19 protein-coding genes are annotated in these 23,395 nt (G+C 44.5%); 12 read left to right on the plus strand and 7 right to left on the minus strand.

Annotation, left to right across the window (positions count from 1 at the left end):
* Positions 1-105: 105 nt before the first annotated feature.
* The 8 genes from QUB06_RS14445 to QUB06_RS14480 all read left to right on the plus strand — a co-directional run bounded on the left by QUB06_RS14445 (position 106) and on the right by QUB06_RS14480 (position 15,442).
* Positions 106-6,561 carry an AAA family ATPase gene (locus QUB06_RS14445; protein WP_333435828.1) on the plus strand — a complete coding sequence of 2,152 codons (6,456 nt, stop codon included), beginning with the start codon at positions 106-108 and terminating at the stop codon, positions 6,559-6,561.
* Positions 6,558-7,589 (plus strand): response regulator, encoded by a 1,032-nt coding sequence (locus QUB06_RS14450; RefSeq protein WP_333435829.1) that lies wholly within the window; start codon positions 6,558-6,560, stop codon positions 7,587-7,589. The genes QUB06_RS14445 and QUB06_RS14450 overlap by 4 nt, the downstream gene beginning before the upstream one ends.
* A gap of 85 nt (positions 7,590-7,674) precedes the next feature.
* Entirely contained in the window at positions 7,675-8,304 is a 630-nt protein-coding gene (locus QUB06_RS14455; RefSeq protein ID WP_333182309.1) for a response regulator transcription factor, read from the plus strand.
* A 142-nt stretch (positions 8,305-8,446) separates the two neighbouring features.
* The gene (locus QUB06_RS14460; protein WP_333435830.1) at positions 8,447-10,609 is read left to right on the plus strand and encodes a flotillin family protein; all 2,163 of its coding nucleotides are present in this window, start codon (positions 8,447-8,449) and stop codon (positions 10,607-10,609) included.
* Positions 10,610-11,097: 488 nt separating this feature from the next.
* Positions 11,098-11,676, plus strand: coding sequence for a ferric reductase-like transmembrane domain-containing protein (locus QUB06_RS14465; RefSeq protein ID WP_333435831.1), 579 nt, complete (start codon positions 11,098-11,100; stop codon positions 11,674-11,676).
* Positions 11,677-11,765: 89 nt separating this feature from the next.
* Positions 11,766-13,133, plus strand: coding sequence for a WD40 repeat domain-containing protein (locus tag QUB06_RS14470; protein WP_333435832.1), 1,368 nt, complete (start codon positions 11,766-11,768; stop codon positions 13,131-13,133).
* A 194-nt stretch (positions 13,134-13,327) separates the two neighbouring features.
* Positions 13,328-13,612 carry a DUF2470 domain-containing protein gene (locus QUB06_RS14475; RefSeq protein WP_333435833.1) on the plus strand — a complete coding sequence of 95 codons (285 nt, stop codon included), beginning with the start codon at positions 13,328-13,330 and terminating at the stop codon, positions 13,610-13,612.
* Between the two features lie 192 nt (positions 13,613-13,804).
* Complete coding sequence (locus tag QUB06_RS14480) at positions 13,805-15,442, plus strand: AAA family ATPase (protein WP_333435834.1); 1,638 nt, start codon at positions 13,805-13,807, stop codon at positions 15,440-15,442.
* Between the two features lie 143 nt (positions 15,443-15,585).
* Here the strand turns inward: QUB06_RS14480 and QUB06_RS14485 are convergent, their stop codons facing one another.
* Positions 15,586-16,656 carry a DUF3616 domain-containing protein gene (locus QUB06_RS14485; protein WP_333435835.1) on the minus strand — a complete coding sequence of 357 codons (1,071 nt, stop codon included), beginning with the start codon at positions 16,654-16,656 and terminating at the stop codon, positions 15,586-15,588.
* A 53-nt stretch (positions 16,657-16,709) separates the two neighbouring features.
* Positions 16,710-17,939, minus strand: coding sequence for a transposase (locus tag QUB06_RS14490; RefSeq protein ID WP_333435836.1), 1,230 nt, complete (start codon positions 17,937-17,939; stop codon positions 16,710-16,712).
* Positions 17,940-17,997: 58 nt separating this feature from the next.
* Between QUB06_RS14490 and QUB06_RS14495 the strand changes: the two genes are divergently transcribed.
* Together QUB06_RS14495 and QUB06_RS14500 are read left to right on the plus strand one after the other, a co-directional pair.
* Positions 17,998-18,177 (plus strand): hypothetical protein, encoded by a 180-nt coding sequence (locus QUB06_RS14495; protein ID WP_333109038.1) that lies wholly within the window; start codon positions 17,998-18,000, stop codon positions 18,175-18,177.
* Between the two features lie 325 nt (positions 18,178-18,502).
* Positions 18,503-19,606, plus strand: coding sequence for a site-2 protease family protein (locus QUB06_RS14500; protein WP_333435837.1), 1,104 nt, complete (start codon positions 18,503-18,505; stop codon positions 19,604-19,606).
* A 650-nt stretch (positions 19,607-20,256) separates the two neighbouring features.
* On the opposite strand, the gene QUB06_RS14505 is transcribed toward QUB06_RS14500, so the two are convergent.
* From QUB06_RS14505 to QUB06_RS14520, 4 genes are all read right to left on the minus strand, one after another.
* Positions 20,257-20,400, minus strand: a complete 144-nt coding sequence (locus QUB06_RS14505; protein ID WP_333435838.1) for a hypothetical protein — start codon at positions 20,398-20,400, stop codon at positions 20,257-20,259.
* A 105-nt stretch (positions 20,401-20,505) separates the two neighbouring features.
* Complete coding sequence (locus QUB06_RS14510) at positions 20,506-20,886, minus strand: hypothetical protein (protein WP_333435839.1); 381 nt, start codon at positions 20,884-20,886, stop codon at positions 20,506-20,508.
* A 426-nt stretch (positions 20,887-21,312) separates the two neighbouring features.
* Entirely contained in the window at positions 21,313-21,531 is a 219-nt protein-coding gene (locus tag QUB06_RS14515) for a hypothetical protein (RefSeq protein WP_333435840.1), read from the minus strand.
* A gap of 108 nt (positions 21,532-21,639) precedes the next feature.
* Entirely contained in the window at positions 21,640-22,029 is a 390-nt protein-coding gene (locus QUB06_RS14520; RefSeq protein WP_015179394.1) for an AbrB family transcriptional regulator, read from the minus strand.
* A gap of 265 nt (positions 22,030-22,294) precedes the next feature.
* Here QUB06_RS14520 and QUB06_RS14525 point away from each other — a divergent pair, with 265 nt between their 5' ends.
* Both QUB06_RS14525 and QUB06_RS14530 read left to right on the plus strand, forming a co-directional pair.
* Positions 22,295-22,738, plus strand: coding sequence for an Rrf2 family transcriptional regulator (locus tag QUB06_RS14525; RefSeq protein WP_333077293.1), 444 nt, complete (start codon positions 22,295-22,297; stop codon positions 22,736-22,738).
* A 37-nt stretch (positions 22,739-22,775) separates the two neighbouring features.
* Positions 22,776-23,159, plus strand: a complete 384-nt coding sequence (locus QUB06_RS14530) for a GFA family protein (RefSeq protein ID WP_333435841.1) — start codon at positions 22,776-22,778, stop codon at positions 23,157-23,159.
* 69 nt (positions 23,160-23,228) lie between these two features.
* Here the strand turns inward: QUB06_RS14530 and QUB06_RS14535 are convergent, their stop codons facing one another.
* A complete protein-coding gene (locus QUB06_RS14535) occupies positions 23,229-23,375 on the minus strand; it encodes a hypothetical protein (protein ID WP_333435842.1) in 147 nt (48 codons plus the stop codon).
* Positions 23,376-23,395 lie beyond the last annotated feature (20 nt).

Consider the following 23,395-nt stretch of genomic DNA (forward strand, 5'->3'; position numbering starts at 1 on the left):
AAAATCTCAAATCTCAGATGTGGAGTCAAATCTAAAATCTAAAATCTAAAATCTAAAAGCGACTGATGGCTCACGCACCTCTGGTGTGAGGAGCAAATTTATGCTATGTTCTACGCCACAGTTGACAGCGGTATGAATATGCTGACTCTTCCGGGCGTTGAAATCACAGAGCTCATCTACGAAAGCGCAAACTCCCTGGTTTACCGAGCATCCCGACAACTCGACAGTCTTCCCGTCATCCTCAAAGTCCTTAAACAAAATTATCCGACACCCCAAGAACTCGCCCGCTATCGCACAGAGTATAAAATTACACAATCTCTGAATCTGAGTGGCTGTATAAAAGCCTATGATTTGCAGCCCTATCAAAACACGCTGGTGATGTTTGTCGAGGATTTTGGCGGCGAATCCTTGAAAATTTGGATGCAGCAGCAAAAATTTAGTATTGCAGAATTCTTGCGAATTGCGATCGCCACCACAGAAAGTTTACAACAAATTCACAGCGCCCACATCATTCACAAAGACATTAACCCTTCAAATATTGTCTTCAATCCAGCTAGCGGCGAACTCAAAATCATCGATTTTGGCATTTCCACGCAGTTGACGCGGGAGAATTACACCCTAAAAAATCCCAACATTTTAGAGGGAACTCTTGCTTATATGTCGCCGGAACAAACCGGCAGAATGAATCGAAGTTTAGATTACCGCACAGATTTTTATTCCCTGGGCGCTACCTTTTACGAACTGCTGACAAACAAATTGCCTTTTGACACCAGTGATGTGCTGGAATTAGTACACAGTCATCTCGCTAAACAGCCCTTATCTCCCTGTGACGTGAATGCCGAAATTCCGCAAATTATTTCCGATATTGTCATGAAGTTGATGGGGAAAAATGCGGAGGAGCGGTATCAAAGTGCGATCGGAATAAAAGCCGATCTAGAAGAATGTTTAAATCAACTACACAGCGATAACAATATATCAGTTTTTACCCTAGGGAGTCAAGATATTTCTAGCCGTTTTCAAATTCCACAAAAACTTTACGGCAGAGAGCGAGAAATTGATAGCTTGCTGACAGCTTTTGAACGAGTCGGCGGACAAGAGCAAGATGCCTGTGCCACAAGTTCACTGATGCTTATTTCGGGATATTCCGGTATCGGCAAATCAGCTTTGGTGCAAGAATTATACAAACCGATTACTCAACAGCGCGGTTATTTTATCTCCGGCAAATTTGACCAATACCAGCGCAACATTCCCTACAGCGCAATTGTCAATGCTTTTCAGGATTTAGCCAAACAACTGTTAGCAGAAAGCGAAGCAAATCTCAAAAAATGGCGGGAAAAATTATTAGACGCATTGGGAATCAACGGTCAAGTCATGATTGATGTAATTCCTGAAATTGAATTAATTATCGGCAAGCAACCTGCGCCGCCAGAATTAGGTGCGACTGAAGCGGAAAATCGCTTTAATTTTGTGTTTCAAAACTTCATTAAAGTCTTTACCAAACCGGAACATCCTCTCACGATATTTATCGATGATTTGCAGTGGGCTGACGGGGCATCTCTGAAACTGATGCAACTGCTGATGAGCGCTTCTTCAACGGGACTGTTTTTAATTGGGGCGTATCGAGATAACGAAGTTTCTGCGGCTCATCCGTTAATGCTAACGATTGCAGAGATTGTCGAAACTGGCGCCAAGGTCGATCGCATTTTCCTGTCACCTTTGGATTTGGCCTCTGTTACTCAACTGATTTCCGATGCCCTGAATTGCCCGGAAGCAAGAGTCAACTCCCTTGCCGAATTAGTGCTTTTCAAAACAGGCGGCAATCCTTTCTTTATTAATGAATTTCTCAAATCGGTGTATACAGAAGGCCTGTTACACTTTGATTCGCTCGTTTTCAGTTGGGAATGGGATTTAGACCAAATTCAAGCGAGGGGATTCACTGATAATGTTGTCGAGTTGATGGCTGGCAAAATTCAACAACTGTCAGAGAAGACGCAGGAAACATTAAAGATAGCAGCCTGCATTGGCAATCAATTTGAACTAAAAACCCTCGCCTCAATTCGACAAAAATCAGTGACCGAAACAGCGGATGATTTGTACGCAGCCGTAGCAGAAAATTTAGTCGTGTTGCTGGGGAATATGGGAGATGTGGAATTAGAAATTGCAGGGAAATTACCCAGTAGCCAATCCGTAGAATACAAATTTGTCCATGACAGAATTCAGCAAGCGGCTTATTCGCTGATTGATGAACAGGATAAGCCGATCGTCCACAAACAAATAGGACAACTGCTGCTGCAAAATACTCCGCTCGACAAGCGAGACGAAAAAATATTTGATATTGTTAATCAATTAAATTTCGGCTTAGAGTTGATTGTTCATCAGCAAGAAAAATATAGACTGGCGGAATTAAACCTGATAGCAGGTCAAAAGGCTAAAGCATCAACTGCTTATCAGCCAGCTTTTAACTATCTGCAAACAGGGATAAACTTGTTGGCAGAAAACGGTTGGATGATGCAATATAACCTAAGTTTGCAACTCCATCAAGAAGCCACAGAGGCAGCTTATTTTTTTGGGGATTTCGAGCGGATGGAAAGTTTAGCTACCCTTGTGCTGGAAAATGCTAAAATCGCGGTCGATGGAGCCAAAGTTTACGCTATTAAAATTCAAGCAGCGCTGTCTCAAAGCAACTTTCAAGAAGGCATAAGAATCGGTTTGTATTTTCTACACTTATTGGGTATAAATTTACCAGACAACCCAGACATGAGGGATGTTGAAAAAGGATTTGAAGAAACAAAATCTATTTTGGCTGGCCGGAAAATAGAGGAATTGCTTGACTTGCCCGATATGACACAACCTGAACCTCTGGCAGCTTTATTGATTTTATCAAGACTAATGGGGACTACCTATATAGCTAATCCCAACTTAATGATATTAATGGTTTTAACTAATGTCAATTTATCGGTCGAATATGGAAATTCTATTTTGTCGGCTTTTGCTTATGCGACATACGGCGTTGTCTTGTGTGGGATTGTTGTAGATATTGAGTTGGGTTATCAGTTTTCCCAATTGGCATTAAAGTTAGTAGAACGCTTTAATGCCCAGGAAGTCAAGGCTAAAGTTTTAGATGCTATCGCCCATCACATTCTCCCTTGGAAAAAGCATTTAAAAGAAACTAGAGCGATGCTATTAGAAGCTTATCAGACGGCGGTTGAAACGGGAGATGTAGAATTTATTGGCCATGTTTTATTCGAGCGACCTTTTAATTCTTATGCAATGGGCTTTGAACTGGGAAAACTAGAGCAGGAAATCGTAAGTAACAGGGAAATTATTAGCAAATTTCGACTAACAAGTTGCTTAAATTATCTTTCTATGGTTTTAGAGGTGGTTCGCAATTTACAAGCTAAGTCAAACAATACTATTCAGTTGATAGGAGATGCTTACAATGAAGAAGAATCGCGGGATGTATATCTCTTAAATAATGACAAACACGGGTTGTTTTTGCTTTGTTTCAACAAACTGATTTTAGGTTTTTTATTTGAAAATAATTATGTAGCGATCGATAATGCAGACCTGGCACAACAGTATATAAGCGGGGAAACAGGAATAGTTGCTGTTCCGATATTTCACTTTTATGATTCTTTAGTTTATTTAAAATTAGCGAGCGATCGAACACCGATTGAGGATAAAAATAATTGGCTAGATCGAGTGACTCTCAACCAAGAAAAAATGCGTAACTGGGCGCATCACGCCCCAATGAATTATTGGCATAAATTTTATTTAGTTGAAGCTGAAAAAGCGCGAGTTTTAGGTCAATTTCTGGAAGCAATGGATTACTACGATCGCGCCATTTCCCTCGCCAAAGAACACGAATACATTCATGAAGCCGCCCTCGCTTACGAACTCGCTGCCAAGTTCTATTTATTTAGGGGAAAAGAACTAACAGCCAAAGCTTATATGCAGGAAGCTCGTTACTGCTATCAACTCTGGGGTGCGGCGGCTAAAGTTAAAGATTTAGAAACGCGATATCCCCAGTTATTTGTGATAAATCAGCAGAAAAATCAAGAAATCTCAACCACTACATCAACTACGGGTAGCCGTTCTAGTTCTTCCTTGGATATCGCTACAGTCATGAAAGCTTCCGAGGCAATTGCTGGGGAAATTGTAGAGGATAAATTACTGTCCAAATTGATGAAGATTTTGATGGAAAATGTCGGCGCTCAAAAAGGGTACTTAATTTTAGAAACCCAGAGAAAATTGCTGATTGAAGCTAAAGGCGCCATCTATGACGAACGCATAACTGTGTTGCAATCTGAACCAGTTGAAAATTGCCAGGAACTTTCAGAAACAATTATCAATTATGTCGCCCGAACCAAAGAAAATGTGGTGTTAAATGATGCCACTCGTGAAGGGAACTTTACGAATGATTCTTACATCAAAGCACGTCAGCCCAAGTCTATTTTGTGTTCGGCTTTGATGAATCAAGGTCAACTCAGTGCTATTGTTTATCTCGAAAATAACCTCACGACACAAGCTTTTACTCCCGATCGCCTGGAAGTTTTGCAATTGCTATCGGGACAAGCGGCGATCGCACTTACCAATGCTAAACTCTACGCGGAAGTCAAAGAACGCGAAAACCGACTGACTCAATTTATCGACGCTATGCCGATCGGGGTAACAGTGCATGACACCACCGGACAAATTACCTACGCAAATCAGACAGCACATCAACTAAGTGCCATTCCCACAATACCCGAAGCAAATACTGAGAAATTAGCAGAAACTTATCAACTTTATCTCGCGGGAACTAACGAGTTATATCCCACCGCACAAATGCCAATCGTGCGTTCTCTGGCGGGTGAAACTGTTAAACTAGATGATATGGATTTTCACCTGCCTGATAAGATTGTTTCCTTGGAAGTTTCCAGCACTCCAATTGTGGATGAAACGGGTAAAATTAATTATGCGATCGCCACATTTCAAGATATCACCGATCGCAAACAAGCCGAAAAAGTTTTAGCCGACTACAACCGCACTTTAGAACAGCAAGTGAGCGATCGCACTCTCGAACTCCAGCGAGAAATCATCGAGCGACAACGAGCCGAAGACGCCGCACAAGAAGCCAACCGAGCAAAAAGCACATTCCTCGCAAATATGAGCCACGAATTGCGGACTCCCCTCAATGCAATTCTGGGTTTTTCCCAACTGTTGAATCGTTCTTCTAACCTATTGCAGGAACAGCAAGAACACCTCGGTATTATCACCCGCAGCGGAGAACATTTGCTCGAACTGATTAACCAAGTATTAGATTTGTCCAAAATAGAAGCTGGACGCGCGACGCTCAACCAGACAAACTTTGACCTCCACCGCCTGCTGGATGACATCGAAAATATGTTCCAACTTCCGGCCGAAAATAAGGGATTGCAGTTATTAGTAGAGCGGATGTCAGACGTTCCCCAATATGTCCGAAGTGATGAAATTAAATTGCGGCAAATTTTGATTAACCTGCTTTCTAACGCGATTAAATTTACCTCCAAAGGCGGCATTTATGTGAAAATTAAAAATCAGGATTTTGCTCAGCAAATCTGCTTTGAGGTTGAAGACACGGGAGCGGGAATTGATGTTAGTGAATTAGACAAGCTTTTTGAAGCTTTTGTGCAAACCAAAACGGGAGAAGAATCGCAACAAGGAACAGGATTAGGTTTAACGATCGCACGTTCTTTTGTACAGTTAATGGGAGGTGAAATGACAGTCAGTTCTCGTGCGGGAGGCGGTACTATCTTCAAATTTGACATTAAAGTTAATGCAGTTGAAAGTGCCGATCGCCAACGGGAACAGCCAACCCGACGAGTTATTGCGATCGCACCGAATCAACCCCGCTATCGAATTCTCATTGCAGACGACGCTTTTGAGAGCCGTCAACTGCTACTTAAACTGCTTTCCGCGATCGGTTTTGAAGTCTACGAAGCCAAAAATGGGAGAGAAGCAATAGAAAAGTGGGAGCAATATTCACCGCACTTAATCTTTATGGATATGCGGATGCCGGTGATGGATGGGTATGAAGCAACCAAACAAATTAAAGAGGGCAACCACAGGGGGATTGCCCCTACGGAAAACGAGGATTTTGTAGGGGTAGTGCCCCCGTGCCTACCCCAGACAGCAATTATTGCTATAACAGCAAGTAGTTTTGAGGAAGAGAAAGCCGTTATCCTTTCTACCGGGTGCGATGATTTTATTCGCAAACCATTTAGAGAAGCAAACATATTTGATGCTCTACACAAACATATCGGGGTACAATTCGTTTTTGAAGAACTAAATGCTGCACCCAGTTTCACAGAAAATGAAGTAGATGTATTGACAAAAACCGCTTTTTCTGAATTGCCTCCGGAGTTAGTAGCCAATCTCCAGCAAGCCATTAGCAACCTCGATTTGGAACAGATGCAAACAGTCATCAGTCAAATTCGCGAAATCAATCAGCCCTTAGCTAGGGCGAGCGCAGCTTGCATTAAAAATTTTCAGTACGAACAGTTGCTAAATTTAATACACACATTGAGGGATGAGACATGAACAAAAACCTCAGTTTTACCTGCCAAGAAAGTATTTTAGTTATTGATGATTGTCCTGAGAACTTAAAACTTTTAAGCGGGATACTATCGGCGGCTGGGTATAAAGTTCACCTGGCTCCCAGTGGGAAATTAGCTCTTAACTTTATCAATGCCAACTTACCAGACTTAATTTTACTGGATATTATGATGCCTCACATGGATGGCTACGAAGTCTGCGAGCAGCTCAAATCTACTCCGAAAACTCAAAATATCCCAATAATTTTTATCAGCGCTTTGCAAGAAATTTTTGATAAAGTAAAAGCATTTTCTGTGGGCGGAATAGACTACATTACCAAACCTTTTCAACAACAAGAAGTTTTAGTTCGCGTCGAAAATCAATTGCGTCTGAGAAGGATGTCTAAACAACTCATAGACCAAAATATTCTCGAAGAGCGCAACCGCCTGGCGCGGGAGATTCACGACACTTTAGCGCAAACTTTTGCAGGCATTATCATACATTTGGGAGCTGCAGAACGGGTAATAGTAGCCAATCCAGAACAAGCACAAGTACACATGAAAACAGTCTGCGAACTGGCTCGATGTGGCCTTGGTGAAGCGCGGCGCTCCGTAGAATCTTTGCGCCCGCAACTGTTAGAAGATGGCGATTTGTATAGCGCTCTCAACCAAATTGCTAAACAAATGTCATCAGATACTGATACGCGCACTATTTTGGAAGTGGTTGGCACGGCATATTCCCTACCATTAGAGGTAGAAAATAATCTGTTGCGTATCGGGCAGGAAGCATTAACAAATGCTTTCAAATATGCCAAAGCTACGGCGATAAAAATTGAGTTGGTTTACGAAATATCCAAGTTTATTTTGCGGGTGCAAGACAACGGACAGGGCTTTGATACGGAAAGTATAGGTTTTAGGAATGGCTTTGGTTTATTGGGAATGAGAGAACGCGCCGATCGCATTAACGCGCAGCTAATTGTAAACAGCAGCCCCGGAAACGGAACAGAAGTTATAGTTTCAGTTAATTGCCAGTAAAGTAAGGTGCACATTTCGCACCATACATAGTAAGTTTGTAGTGAGAGCTTCAGTTTTTTTTGATAAAATTAACAGGGTAAACATGATTAACCAATCAAATATTATTCGCGTTTTAATTGCCGACGATCATTATATTGTGCGGCAAGGTTTAGTGGCGCTGCTGGAGCAGGAATCAGATATTAAAGTTGTAGCGCAAGCAAGCAACGGCGAAGAAGCTGTGACAATGTTTCGCCAACATCAGCCCGATGTAACGCTGATGGATTGGCGGATGCCGGTGATGGATGGAGTCGCCGCCATTGCTGCGATTTGTGCGGAGTTTCCCAGCGCCCGGATTGTGGTGCTGACGACTTATGACGGCGATGAAAACATCTATCGCGGATTGCAAGCAGGCGCTAAGGGCTATCTGCTGAAGGATGCGGAACCAGAGGAGCTTTTAGCAGGAATTCGGGCAGTTTTTGAGGGTAAAAAGTACATTCCGCTGGCAGTGGGTGTTAAGTTAGCCGATCGCCTGAGTGGCCCTGAATTGAGCGATCGCGAATTAGAAGTCATCCGCCTCATAGTCGCGGGTAAAAGCAACAGCGAGATTAGTGAGGTTTTGCACATCAGCGAAAGCACCGTCAAGTTTCACATCAACAATATTTTGAGCAAAATGGGAGTTAGCGATCGCACGCAGGCCGCGATTTCCGCATTAAAACGGGGGATTGTCAGCCTGTAGTTTAATGAGGGGTATTTTTGTTACTGATAAATATGACTATTATGACGGCAAATAATGATAAATAAGACCTTAAGTTTTATGTAAAAACTTTTTAGTAAGGCTAAGCTGGAATTCCTAGGACAAATTAGCCCTCATCAAAAAAATGCTTTATTCATTTTTGTCCAAGTCTCAAGTCAAAGTCCGCATTTTAAAACAGTTTGCAGCGGCTGTTTCGGCGTCTTTAGCCCTCAGTGCAATAACCAGTTTGAAACCCTCGCCGGTATTAGCCGCTAGCAATATCCCCCCCGCAAATCAAACCTCGACTCAGCTAGCCGCAAAACCTGATTCTAGCTTGCAGCTAGGGCAGTTACGCAGCACTCTTCCGGTGCAGACAATGCAGCTCGATCCGGGGGGATTTATCCCGATCGCGATCGGCGGTATGATAATTATTCTGGTGCTGCCACTATTTTTTGGCGGATTGGTGGTAATTGGCGATCGTGAAGTTGGCATTGTCAGTAAAAAGTTTAGCTTCGGCGGCAAATCTTTACCGCCCGGAGATTTAATTGCCTTAAACGGAGAAGCTGGATATCAAGCTGATACTTTGCCCCCCGGTTGGCACTGGGGTTATTGGCCTTTGCAGTACAACGTTCGCAAAGAGTCTCTGACTGTAGTTCCCCAAGGTGAAATTGCTTTAATTATCGCCGCCGCAGGCGAGTCGATTCCGCCGCAGCGCATCCTCGGCAAAATCACAGAATGCGACAATTTTCAAGATGCTCGCAAATTTCTTAAAAGCGGTGGCGAAAAAGGTCGCCAACTCGGCATTCTGACGGGCGGCAGCTATCGGATAAATACGGCATTATTTACGGTAATTACAGCAGCTAATGCTCCCAAACACGGGATGACAGCGGAACAGTTGAAACTGTACAAAATTGCTCCCGATAAAGTGGGAGTTGTGACAACTTATGACGGCGTTCCGATCCAAGATGGCGAAATTGCAGGGCCGATTATTCCCAATCACGACAACTTCCAAAACGCGCAGAAATTTATCAGCGGCGGCGGGCGGCGCGGTTTGCAGGAACAGGTTTTGCTTTCCGGTTCTTGGAATTTAAATCCTTGGTTTGTCGGGGTGGAACAAGTGCCGATGACCGAAATCCCGATCGGCTATGTCGGCGCGGTTATTTCTTATGTCGGCAAAACCTCAGAAGATGTCAGCGGCGCTGCTTTCACCCACGGAAATTTAGTAAATGTCGGCAATAAAGGCGTTTGGGTAACTCCCCTTTATCCGGGGAAACATCCGCTGAATACTCGCATTTTGAAAGTAGAGTTAGTGCCGACTACTAATATAGTATTGAATTGGTCTGGCAAAACAGAAAGGCACAGTTACGATTCTAAACTTTCGTCTTTAACCGTGCGTTCTCAAGACGGCTTTGCCTTTGATTTAGAAGTAGCTCAGATTATTCACGTCGGCGCTTTGGATGCTCCGAAAGTTATCTCTCGCGTCGGTTCGATGCAGAATTTAGTAGACCACGTTTTGCAGCCGACAATTGGCAATTATTTCCGCAATTCGGCTCAAGCTTATTCTGTATTAGATTTTCTCTCGGCAAGAAGCGGCAGGCAAGCGGAAGCCGCCGAGTATATCAAAGCAGCTTTGCGTACCTACGACGTGCAGGCAATTGATACTTTAATCGGGGATATTTTGCCGCCGGCAGAGTTGATGCAAACTCAAACAGATCGCAAAATTGCTGAGGAACAGTGCAAGACTTATGAGGTGCAGCAATTAGCACAAACTCAGCGGCAACAATTGGTGCGGGAAACGGCGCTGGCTGAGATTCAACAAGAGATGGTGAAATCGGAACAAGGCGTGAAGATTTCTGAGTTGAAAGCGAATTCTCAGGTTAAACAAGCTCAAGGCGAAGCTGAGTCGATTCGGGTGAAGGGAAATGCTCAAGCTGAAGCTTATCGCGCGGGTGTTGTGGCTTTGGGAGGTTCGGGTTATACGGCTTTGCAGTTAATGCAAATTATAGGCGATCGCAACGTGCGAGTTGTGCCGGATGTTGCGGTAACAGGCAACGGTAGCGGTGGCGGTTTGGTTGATGGTTTGTTGGGAATGATGATGTGGAATCAAACGAGCAAAAATGGAGAAAATGGCGGGGAGTTACCGTTAGTTAATTTACAGAAATCGGAACCTGCGGCCAAGTTATCAGTAGCAAACGTGCATTCAGCAAAGCCGCCGGCATCTCGCGCTAATTCCCCTGTGGCGAATTCTGAGGCTGATATTGATTCGCGGTTTGATGAATTGCCGTTTGACCCTGGCTCTTTTAGTTAGGCTGTGCAGTTTGTAGCGAGAACATCAGTCCTCTGTTATCGAAAGGGGGTATAACCAGTTTGTAGTTGGGCGCGATACCTAGCCAAAAGTTCAGGTAATCTCCTCAACCCAAGGTCAGCTAATTCTGGCCTTTTTTTATAGCTAAAAACTCAACTTTTAACCAGCTATTTTGGCGAAGACTTTTTCTAAACTTCAAACTTAATTGACAGGTCGATTTTAAAATGCTACTCTCGGCATATTGCTATTTCGTCCTTAGTGTGGTAAATAATTTCCACTTTAGCCTCAAGGCTTTGCTAGGTAACGCTTTGAGATTATTTACATCCGCTTGCGGGCAACTTGCTCAACTCGGGGCGATTGCCTTGAAATCCTAGCCAGCTATGGTGTAGGACACCAGAAAACTAATAATTTGGCACACTAAGTACGGAAGAGTCCGGCATATTTGGAGTTTACTTCCTTAGCAATTAGAGTAAGTTATGCAACTTTCAACGATGGATTTAGATACCTTTTCTCAGGCGAGTCTCCTGGGATTCGCGGCCTTAGCAGGCTATATTCTGACACTGCTTCCCACAAATTTGAGAATTGTTTTCCCTCTCACAAAAAAAACTGGCTTTCCCCAATGGCTGCTGAAAAATCGCCGTTTCATTGGTCTGATCTCTTTCTTTTTAGCTGTAGCTCACGGATTCATATTTTTCAAACAAAGAAACTTTGATATCAAAGATATCAAAACTTATTTTGTTTACTTCCAGGGAGTAGCCACATTCATTATTTTTACTCTTTTGGCTATCACGTCTAATGATTGGAGTGTGAAAAGGCTCAAGAAAAATTGGAAAAAATTGCAGAGTCTCACTTACCTTGCTATGTTTTTAGTAACCTGGCATATCTGGGATAAAATGGCCGGTCACTGGACATATTTAACGCCTGTTGGAATTGCAGCTATAACCGCCACAATAGTTTTATTCCTCGGTCGAGTCTTGATTGAGCGCCAATCTAAACAACAAAAACCTCAGCCAACAGAAGGCAAAGTAACAGTGATAACAAGAGTATTGGATAGCATTTCTCAAAGGTAGAATGCAGCATAAAAATCTTCTTCTATCAATTTCTGGGCTGGAAATCTGGAAATTTATTTTACATAAAGTGAGTGGTGGAGGCCATATTTATGATATCAAAAGCAATTAAATGGAAAGCTTCAGCAGCCTGGACACTAACAGCAGTTGTAACTGCGGCGGGCATCGGCTGGTCTAGGTCGCTTCCGGAATTGAAAACAACTGTATCGCAGTTTAAATCGGGGCTGTTCACTCAATATTCTCGCAGTTTTAAAGATAATTCAGGGTGGATTTACGCGATCGCACTCAGTCCAGACGGCAAAACTTTAGCCAGCGGGAGTTATGGCGGCATTATCAAAATCTGGAACTTGCAAACCGGCGAATTACTTTACACCTTAAAAGCACATACCGATGCAATTGAATCCCTCGCCATTAGTCCTGATGGCAATCTTCTCGCTAGCGGGAGTTGGGATAACCGGATTAAATTGTGGAATCTCAACACTGGCATACTCATCAATACCTTGAAAGGTCATGCGGATGATGTCAAGGCAATAAGTATCAGTCCTGATGGAAGGTTACTCGCTTCTGGAAGTACCGACAAAACTGTAAAAGTGTGGAGTTTTCCCGATGGGAAACTACTGGGCACACTTCCCGATACAGACTGGATTCAATCTGTCGCTTTTAGCGCGGACAGTAAAATTTTAGCAACCGGCAGCGAGAATGGAACTATCAAGATTTTGTGGCTTGAGGATGGCGGCAATTACACGCTGACGGGGCATTCCGGGTCTGTGGAATCAGTTGCTTTTAGTCCTGACGGCAAAACTTTAGCGAGTGGCAGTGGGGATAAAACTGTTAAGCTGTGGCAGTTTACAAATGGCAAAGTTCTGCATACATTAACAGGGCATTCCGGCCCGGTGCAGTCAGTTGCTTTTAGCCAGGATGGACAGGCTTTAGCTAGTGGCAGCTACGACAAAACTATCAAGCTGTGGGAATTGAAAACAGGCGAACTGATGACAAATTTTGCGGCTCATTCTAAGCCTGTTTGGTCTGTCGCTTTTAGTTCTCAAAATCCTGTTTTAGCCAGCGGTAGCGCAGATGAAACTATTAAGCTTTGGCCTGTACCTGTCCCGCTTGCGACTCAGGTTAACTCTCCTGCGCCAGAGGTAGAGGCAACATCTTCTGACATTATCTCGCCCGGTGAAATTGCACAGTTGAACCGGAAAGTTTACGACCAAATTGACAATAGTTGGCGCTCGACTCCCACCTTCAACACTTCATTAGTTTATCGGGTTGCCGTGGATGAAGAAGGGGGAATTATAGATTATCAGCCACTGAACCAAGAAGCGGTTGATTTTCTCCAAGAAACTTCTCTTCCTTCCAGTCGTAAAGCTGATCGTAAACCAAAGCTTTTTAGTCAATTTAAGGTAGTGTTCAAACCCTCTGGGGTGCTTGAAGTTAACCCGTGGCAAGGGTGGAATTAATCTTACTAATTATCTCGCTAATTAGGTTTAATTAGGAATTGATGAATTACTGAAGGACTCGATGTTATTGTCTTCGGGTTCTTGCTTCTTCCTCCTTTTCTCTCACTCATAACTCTTGATGCAATTCATAGCGGTTGAAATCTTTGTACCGATCGCAGTACAATCGATCGATATTGCATCTGAGGAATCTCCCCATGTCAGAACCGTTTTCTACTGAGATTAGCGATCGCATCTGCACTCACATGAACGAAGACCACGCTAGTGCTGTAGTGCTGTACGCTCAAGCATTTGGCGACCAACCGCAGGCAACGGAAGCTCAAATGCTCGCTATTGATGCAAATGGCATGGATTTAACCGCTAAAGTCAACGACGAAACAGTGCCTGTTAGAGTAAATTTCGATCGCACTTTAAAAGACGCCGAAGATGCTCACCACACTCTCATTGAAATGGTGAAACAAGCTCGAAAAGTGCCTAAATAGCCAATTGCGTACTATTCTGTTATAATTTTAACGTTGGCAGTACGGACTTTAGTGCGGCTAAATACTTGTTAAGGACTAAAGTCCTTACTACCAACCTTTAGTGCGGTTAAATCCTTTTTAAGGACTAAAGTCCTGACTGCAAACAAAATATTTAATAATAAAGTTGAATATATATCTAAGATATCAAATAAAATGACAGAAAATTACCCTAAAGCCCGAAAAAATGATGCCGTCGATGGCAGTAAAAATAACCATTTCGAGGCACTGGTAAAGCGACTAGATTTGATGATTCGCGCCCGCTATTCGCTGCTGTACATTGTCGGCGCGGAGGAGGAACCGGTCGAAGCCGTAATTGCCCAAGTAGCGCTGCAAGTAACTCCCCCGCGCCGGGTGTTGTTCTGGGATCTCGTGCGTGGCTGGGAGGATAACGGTTCTGGGAAAGGTTCGGTAATGGCGGCGCTCGATCGCGTCAGCAAAACTGCTGTTGAAGAATATACCATATTTGTTCTGCGGGATTTGCACCCTGTTTTGAAATATCCATACAGCGATAAAAATGCGCCGGTAGTGCGAGAATTGCGGAATTTAACGCGGGAATTGAAGCGCAGCAAAAAAACTATAGTTCTTACTTCTCACACGCTGGAATTGCCGGAGGAATTGAAAGAAGAAGTAACAGTAATTGATTTTCCTTTGCCCAACGTGCAAGAAATCGACAGTTTAATTTCCCACGTTGTGGAAAAGCCACAACAGTTGCAAGTTAGCGGTTTAGCAAGGGAACAGTTGGTTAAAGCTTGTCAGGGTTTGAGCCGCGCTAGAATCGGGCGGGTTTTGGCTAAAGCTTTGGCCGCCAAACAGCAAATTAACGAGTCAGATATTGACGGAGTTTTGGAGGAAAAACAGCAAGCAATTCGCCAAACGGGAATTTTGGAGTTTTTTAACTCCAGAGAATCCCTAAAAAGTGTGGGCGGCTTGGAGAATTTGAAACAGTGGGTAAAAATGCGGCAAGATGCTTTTACTGACGAAGCGCGTCGCTACGGCATACCGAATCCTAAAGGAGTTTTGTTAGTAGGAATTCAAGGAACGGGCAAATCTTTATCTGCGAAAACAATAGCCTCAGAATGGCGTTTGCCGCTGTTGCGGTTGGATACTGGGAGATTGTTTGGCGGCGTGGTCGGGGAAAGCGAAAGCCGCGTCAGGCAAATGATACAATTAGCAGAGGCGATCGCACCTTGCGTATTGTGGATCGATGAAATAGATAAAGCCTTCGGCAACATTATTAGCGGTAGCGACGGCGATTCGGGAACTTCGCGCCGGGTATTCGGCAGTTTGATTACTTGGATGCAGGAAAAAACCAGTCCGGTGTTTATCGTCGCAACTGCAAATAACGTCAGGATTTTGCCCGCAGAGTTGCTGAGAAAGGGCAGGTTTGATGAAATTTTCTTTTTGAATTTGCCCTCAGAATCGGAACGGCAAGATATTTTTAAAGTGCATTTGCAGCGATTGCGGCCGACTAGATTGCGCGAGTTTGATTTGGGAGTTTTGGCCAAACGCGCTGAGAATTTTAGCGGTGCAGAAATCGAGCAAGTAGTAATTGATGGATTGTATCGAGCCTTTGGCACTTTTGTCAACGGACAGCGCCGGGATTTGATGACCGAGGATATTTTGAGGTCGATCGAGGATACAGTACCTTTAGCTGCGATCGCGCGATCGCAAATTGAAGATTTGAAGCGCTGGGCGGCGGAAGCGGGCGCGAGAACAGCTTCTAACGATACTCACTTAATTGATGAATTGAAACGCTACAGCCAGCGGCGAACGGATGCGATCGACAATTAACTTAATTTCTAGGGTGCGTCAGTTAATGTCTAATTAATTGTCGGAAAAATTCCATCAGACGCACCTTCCTAATCGCATGGTGCGTCAGTTTATGGCTGATTAATTATCCCAAATATCTCCCGTTATGACGCACCCTACTACTACTAACCTAATTTAAAAACATCAGCAAGAATAGCATTTTTCTCCACCATTCTCCCCGCATCCGGCGAATCGTAAACAACTAACAGCGAATTCTGCTCCCCCAAATACGGAAACAGGCTCAACCCTTCAGCATTGTCCGTACCCACTTTAAAAGGCAAGTCAAACAATACCTCCAAATCTCCCCCATCTTGCCCAGTAATACTGTCGCCCGATCGCCCTAAAATCCCCTTTAACCGAAAAACCCTCGTCGCCCCAGATAAAGTCATCGTCGGCCCGGCTAAAACAATTAAATCTTTCCCGTTCCAGCACAATTCTCGCACGCCCAAACCGTTCAAATCAACAAAATGTTTGTTGTACAATTTCCCTCGTTTCCCAATTTCCTTAAGCCTTAAAACTCCCGGTTCTGCCTCTTCAACTTCTATTTCTAAAATTATCGCCCACCCCCGCAGTACAGGCCCCCGCAAACCAATAAAAATTCGATTTCCGCGCACCGCCAACCCTTCAATATCAAAGCCATTTTCTTTACTCGGAATCGGCACAGATAAATATAGACCCAGGTGGCTGTCATCTTTGAGCGCGTCTGTCAGAAAATTGCCCGTTTTTGTCCGCTGAAGGCATCCCACTTTCTGTTCCCTTTGATTGTCTGAATGGGAAATTGACTCGCACAAAATCCCGTCTTTCATAGGAATGCGCGCCAGCAAATAACGGTTGACATCTGTCTCGATTTCTGCTAATCTTTCAATGTCTTTGTCGGCGTTTTTGCCTTTAGTTTTGTTGCGTTTTGTGCTGTGAGAACCGACCAGCCAAAGATAATCGCTGCTGAAATCCATTCCTTCGATATCGATTTCGGATTTTCCAGGTAGATCGATAAAATCTGCGATCGCAAATCTTTGATGTTTTCCAAAAATATGAGGCCCGACAGGCGACAAACGCTCGAGGGAAGTCGTTTCATCGGAACCCACCCACAAATTGCCATCGGGAGTTAAAGCAACAGCGGATAAGTCTGTAATAATATCAGCGGCTTCGCTGTTGAATTGCAGCAGCAGCCGGCCGAGCAAAAAAGATTCTGGCATAATTATTAGCACCAAAACTATTATTAGGGTAAGTCATTATAGGTGACATACTCCTACACCAACTGAGTACAGTATGGTGTAGGCTTCTCAGAGACTCCAGCTATTGCTTCGGACATTAACTGAGCTTTAAGAACGGGATGACCCACCGCTCTATTCTTTATATTTATTGCTGCATTACGATCGCGGTCAAGACTACACCCGCAATGGCAGCAATCGTGCCATCTTTCATGCAGCTTTTTCGGTACTTTTTCGCCGCAACTCGAACAATCTTGTGAAGTGTTATAGGCACTTACTGGGACTACCAACAAACCAGCATTTACGGCTTTATTTGTTAATATCGACAGGAAGTTTGACCACCCAGCATCCAACACAGATTTAGCCAATTTTGTGCGGGCAAGTCCCTTGACATTCAAGTCTTCAACTGCAACAACATCATATTTCTTCAAGAGAGCGTTAGCAGTCTTGAAATGAAAGTCTTTACGCTTGTCCGCTATTTTTTTGTGACACTTCCCCAATTGCTTAACTGCTTTCTGCCTCCGGTTGCTGCCTTTTTTGCGGCGTGAGACTCGCTTCTGGATAGTTCGTAGGCGTTTTTGGGTTTTGCGGTAATGTTGAGGGATTGCAACAGTCTCGCCCTCTGAGGTTGTCAAAAATTCCTTCAGCCCAACATCAATTCCAGTAATCTTGTTTGGATTAAAATCTGCCTTGATTTCAGGGAATGTTGAATCTTCTAGGGAGAGCGTAAGATAGTACCCATCAGCTTTTTTGGTGAGAGAAACGGTTTTGATTTTGAATCCATCAGGTAGGTCACGGTGTAAAACAACTTTAACTTTTCCGAGCATCGGTAAGTTGATTAAGTTATTTTGTAAGCACCCGTCTTTAACTTGAGGATAAGTAAACGTGCGGTAACGACTGCGTGGTTTAAATCGAGGTCTACCGCTACGCTTTCCGCTGCTATCACCTTTGAGGAAACGATCAAAAGTTACCTTAACTCGCTTAACTACATCTTGGAGGACTTGGGAGTAAATCTCGGCATACCAAGGATGAGTTTTTTTGAGTTGAGGTAACGTCTTTTTCTGACTGTAGTAATCTGGATTGTCCCGCAGTTGAGGTAAGTAGCAAACCAGAGGACAGGCATTGATGGGAGAACGGTTTTGCTCATACCAGTTAAACCTATCCGCCAACAAATAGTTATACTGGCTACACATCATTGACAGCCATCTGTCCATCTCAATGGCTTGTAACTTTGTTGGACGTAATCGATACTGGTAAGAGGTTCTCATCCATAGACCTTGTTGATCATGCTATATGTAAGTTAACTTACTGTCAACAAGCGTGTCAATGCCATTCCAGAAAAATAATACATTCGGCGCCAAGAAACGGCTCAAACGCCCTCTAGACAAGGAAACGATCGGATTCAAAGGTTACGAAGGACAAAAAGAGAAACTTAAGGCTGTTCCCGACTGGCCTGAACGTCTCAGAGAATTTGTTGATAAATTGATCTGTGACGAAGAAAATTAATTGGTCAACTCCGTACCTACGTTGACCCGCCTATTCATCCCACACTAACCTAATTACAGGTATAGTGTGGGGATTTCGGCGCTTTAGCTAAAACTGAAAACTAAAACAGATATACTCCTGAGCCCTCATAGCGAGAACTTCCGTTTTGAGATAGGGATTTTTAACCCCTGGCGGGCCAAACCGCAGTCGGCGGTGATTATTCCGCAAACCGAACCTCGACAGACGGATAACACCCTAATTGAAGCATTAACATCGCCGTTACGTTTCGTTACGATAAGGAGACAGAGAGAAAAACCTCTCATTCGTAAAATCAGAGGTAGCCATTATGAACGGTACATTTCGCGTCGGCAACCTGTTTGGGATTCCCTTCTTTGTCAACGCATCTTGGTTTTTAGTTCTGGGTTTAGTAACCTGGCAGTACGGCGGTGCACTAGCTGCCCTGTTTCCCACATTGGGCCCCGTAGCGCCCTGGATGCTGGGATTATTCACAGCCTTACTGTTATTTGCTTCCGTCTTAGCCCACGAATTAGGACACAGTTGGGTAGCCATTAAACAGGGAATTGGCGTGAAATCAATTTCGCTATTTCTGTTTGGCGGACTGGCTAATTTAGAAAGAGAATCTAAAACCCCAGCCGAAGCATTTTGGGTAGCCATTGCAGGCCCGTTGGTCAGCTTATTGTTATCCGGTTTGTTAACAGCAATAGGCATCGGTGCTGGTCTCACAGGCCCCGCAGCCGCCATCGTCGGACTTTTAGCTTCGATCAACTTAGCTTTAGCCTTATTTAACTTAATTCCCGGTTTGCCCCTCGACGGTGGCAACATCCTCAAAGCGATCGTCTGGAAAATTACTGGCAACCCTTACAAAGGTGTAATTTTTGCTAGCCGCGTCGGTCAAATAATTGGTTGGATTGCCATTGCTACAGGCGTATTCGGCAATATTTGGAATCTAGTAATCGGTTGGTTCTTACTGCAAAATGCCGGTCAATCTGCCCAATATGCCACAGTCCAAAATCAACTGGCAGGCCTGACAGCCGCAGATGCTGTGACTCCCGAAAGTCCGATCGTCTCCCAAGACTTGTCCCTCAGAGAATTTGCCAACAACTACGTGATCGGTAGCACTCAAACCTGGCGCAGGTTCCTGGCAACAGATGATGCCGGACAATTGGTAGGGGCGATCGACCTTGACGACCTCAAAACTATTCCTACCGGAACTTGGCCCCAAGTTTTCGTCAAAGAACTCCTGAAGCCGATCGAATTTTCCACAACCGTCAAACCGGAATTATCCCTCCTCGAAGTCGTCACCCTCCTAGAACAACTCAAAGTACAAGAACTCCCCGTCATTCGCGAAAACGGTGTCCTAGTCGGACTTGTAGAAAAAGCTGAAATTGCCCGCCTGCTACAAAGACGAGCGGAAGCGAACCCTGCTTAATAGCCTCAGATACTTGACAAATAATAGTTAACCCCCTCGATTTCCCCTTACCAAAAGGGCGATCGGGGGGGTTAACTCTAGCTGCAAAAAAGTCAAGTCCAACACTCAATTATTAGCAGCAAAATCAAGCATGATAATTATCAGAGTGTAGAGACCTTTGAACGAGGATTTTATGCCATCTCATGACTATTGTGGCAGCCGCTAACATAACTGTTCGGGGAGCAGGGCTGTTTGATTCGACCTAGGGGCCGTGCCAAGAGTGCCGGCCCTCTTAGTCTGCCGAACGAATCGTCTAGGTCGGGGGTAGGCAAAGAAAGGCACTACAAGAGTCAAAATTCACGTTTTTGGTGAGAATGAAACAGCCCTGGTTCGGGGAGCATCTCTGCTGATATCGTTTCCGGTTGGGTGGGAATGATAAAGTCAAGGTCAATAATTCCACATTCCCCCACTCCCCACGGAGCACTCCCCACTCCCCATCATGTATGAGTGTTACCGGAATTGATATGAGATGCTCCCTACAACAACTTTATACTCGTCCAAATCGGTTTATTAGCTGCGACAGCTTCTTTGTACCAGGGGCGGAGACGGGCATCGTAGGTTCCGGGTTCTGCCTTTAATTTAGCGGTGCGAGTGCCTCGGCTGTCTGTAGCTTAGTATATGTTGTGAGAGTTGGTAGACTTGTTAGCTGCGACAATTGGCAAGCTGTTGTCGATGTGGTTGCGCCAAATGCCGAGATATTCTCCTGATTTTTCAGCACCGAAGGATATCCATTGAATGCTTTTAAAAGATCGCATTTGCTGCCAGAGGAACTTCGGCAGCATCTCATATTTGTAAAAACACTTCTTCTGGCTCCTTCGTTCTTCCTATTTCCTCCTGCCTCTTTCCTCCTGCCTCCTGCCTCAAAACTCCTGCCTCAAAACTCCAATTTCTAGCGGAGGGCTGCTTTCATTGAGATGCTCCCGGAACTTCTCTCCCCGAGGCTGCGGCTTTTCTAACTGTAAGTTTAATTCACCGCGCTCGATCGCCGAGGCGTTAAGTTGATTTACCCACTGGGTAGGTTCGACAAAAGAAATCAGCTTTTCTTCAACTCTCTTTCCCGTCTGGGCGATCAATTTCTCGGCGTGCTCTTCGACTGCTTTGTCTCCGTTGCGAAAGGACAGATACCCGACAATCCCAACTGCTGCGACGATTTGCAGCACAAAAGAGGCCACTAGAAGGCGACGCAGGGAGATTTTTGTTTGGTGTTGAAAAGTTTTACTCGCGAATCGGGGCAACGGCATAGGCTGGTGACTAATTGCTCCCTAACACTTTAACTGTTGGAGCCTGTAATTTCACTTACGGGCGATCGAGGTGTTTCCTTGCCCTCAAAACACCTCCCACACAGACACCAATCAGGAGCAAGCACGAGACTTATACAATTTTAGATTTTAGATTTTAGATTTTAGATTAAATAATTGGGGATAAATGAGGAAGCTCGTGAGAATACCTCCGCTATTTTCTTGCTTTGTTCGGTTTCGTAGCTCAACCTAACCTGCTTCTTGCCTGGGGGAGCATCTCAATGAAAGCAGCCCTCCGCTAGAAATTGGAGTTAGGAGTCAGGAGTCAGGAGAAAAGAGTCAGAAGGAAGAAGGAAGGAGCCAGAAGAGTGTTTTTACAAATATGAGATGCTCCCCTTGCCTCGAACCTCGACCATCGAAACTCAACATTCACCCGTTAAATCCGCTATACAATCCCTTGGTGAACATCCATGCGTTACATCCGTTACATCCGGTGCACAATCCCTTGCCGAACTTCTCTTCAACAGGTACGCGGAAAATCCCCCGCTTGTCCAAACGGATATAGCGAGGGGCGAGAATAGGTATTCTCGGAAAATATAAAGTGGTGGCAGTGGCTTTTGTCGAGCCATTGCCATCTATAGAAGCCATACTTTTTTAGGCTCACAGAAAGATTTCAGAGCCAACTCTCTGCTTGCAGTCAATGCTTGAAGTCAAACCAACCTGTTCAAGCAAGAAGTCAAAGCAAGTCGTAAAAGCCTAGGATTCTTCTTCTTCTCGATCGATTTGGCGCAGGTGAATGTGCTTGCGTCCCAGAGAGATTTCAAATTCATCTCCTGGCTGGAGTTCCATCTGTTTCGTGTAGGCGGCTCCAATCAGTAAGTTGCCGTTAGATTGAACGCTAATCCGATAGCTGGCAGAGCGTCCGCCGCGTCCATTGCCGTTTTGCTTCCCGTCTAGCTGAATGCCTTCTGCATCAATCAGCGCATTCAGGAATTTCATCATGTTGACCCGTTCTACGCCGTTCTTGGTAACGGTGTAGTAGCCACAGGCTCTAGCTTTTTCTTCCTTGGTAAGGTTCTCTAGGTCTTTGACCTTTTTGATCAGATCTTCGCCTTCAAGGGGTTCGATATTTTTCTTTTTAGCCATTTACTGAGTCCTGAAATATTCAACTGGTGTACGGATTTTTTCTCGGTGGGTTTTTGGTTTGACCAAGAAACTTTAGCTTTATAGCTGGTCGTAAAACCATATTACACCGATCGGCTCAATTGTTAACCACTATTATCTAAATATTTTTAACAACCTGCAGTCTTTCTTGAGGAGTAGCTGCAGCCGGTGCGAGTAATCTCTAAACTCGGTAGCATAAGCTATCAGCTATCAGCTAGCTGAATATTTGCCCCGCTCTTAAAATCCCATGAAGTTAACCACACGCGGACACTACAGTGTCAAAGCATTACTGGATCTAAGTTTGCAACCTCGCTATGGCCCGACATCGGTGAAATCGATAGCGAAGCGACAGGAGTTACCTGCTCCGTATCTAGAAAAATTGCTGATTGAAATGCGACGAGCCGGTTTAGTCCAATCTGTTCGGGGTTCCCAAGGAGGATATCAATTAGCCCGCCAGCCAGCTCAAATCTCTTTAGGACAAATCTTAGAGGCTGTAGGTGAAACTATTGAACCTTTACCTCGACATTTTCCCGACGCGACGCAAGCAGAGGACTGGGTAACATTCAGTTTGTGGAACCGATTGCACAAAAAACTTGCCGAAGCGCTGTACAGTATTTCCCTCGAAGACTTATACTATGATGTCCGCAGTTGGCAAGCGGCTCTTGGGGAAGAAACTAGCTTTATCATTTAAATGGTAAGTTCATTCATTCGATCGCCAGCAAGCACACATGGACGCAACACTTGTTACTTACTTTGGTGGCTGTCACTGCGGAGCTGTCCGCTTCCGTGTCGCCGTTGACAAACACGAAGCATCTGATTGCAACTGCTCTATCTGCAAAAAGAAGGGATTTTTGCACCTCATTGTGCCGCCGGAACGTTTTACCTTGCTCAGTGGCCAAGATGTTTTGACCACCTATACATTTAATACAGGAACTGCTCAACATACTTTCTGCGGAATTTGCGGCATTCACTCGTTCTATCGCCCCCGCTCGCATCCCGATCAATTCGATGTCAACGTCCGCTGTCTTGACGACGATGCCATCAAACACTTTGAGATTCTACCCTTTGACGGTGTTAATTGGGAGGAGAACGTACACTTGCTCCGCGACTAAAGTAATCTCAGCAGTTATAGCAACCAGGCCTGATGATGATGAGGTTTTGAATTGCTCAAACCCTTGTCTTTATTGCTTCTTCCTTCTTCCTTCTACTATAAAATCGCCCCTCAAAAAATCAAAGTCCGCAAGGGTAGCAGGAGTTAAAATCTGCTCTATCGGGCGATCGCTCCTGCTCTGACACTCAAGGAAGATGGTTCGGGCCCCCGGATTCATTCCTTCGCAGACTCAGGACG

The sequence above is a fragment of the Microcoleus sp. D2_18a_D3 genome (assembly GCF_036702455.1).
Classification (GTDB): Bacteria; Cyanobacteriota; Cyanobacteriia; order Cyanobacteriales; family Microcoleaceae; genus Microcoleus.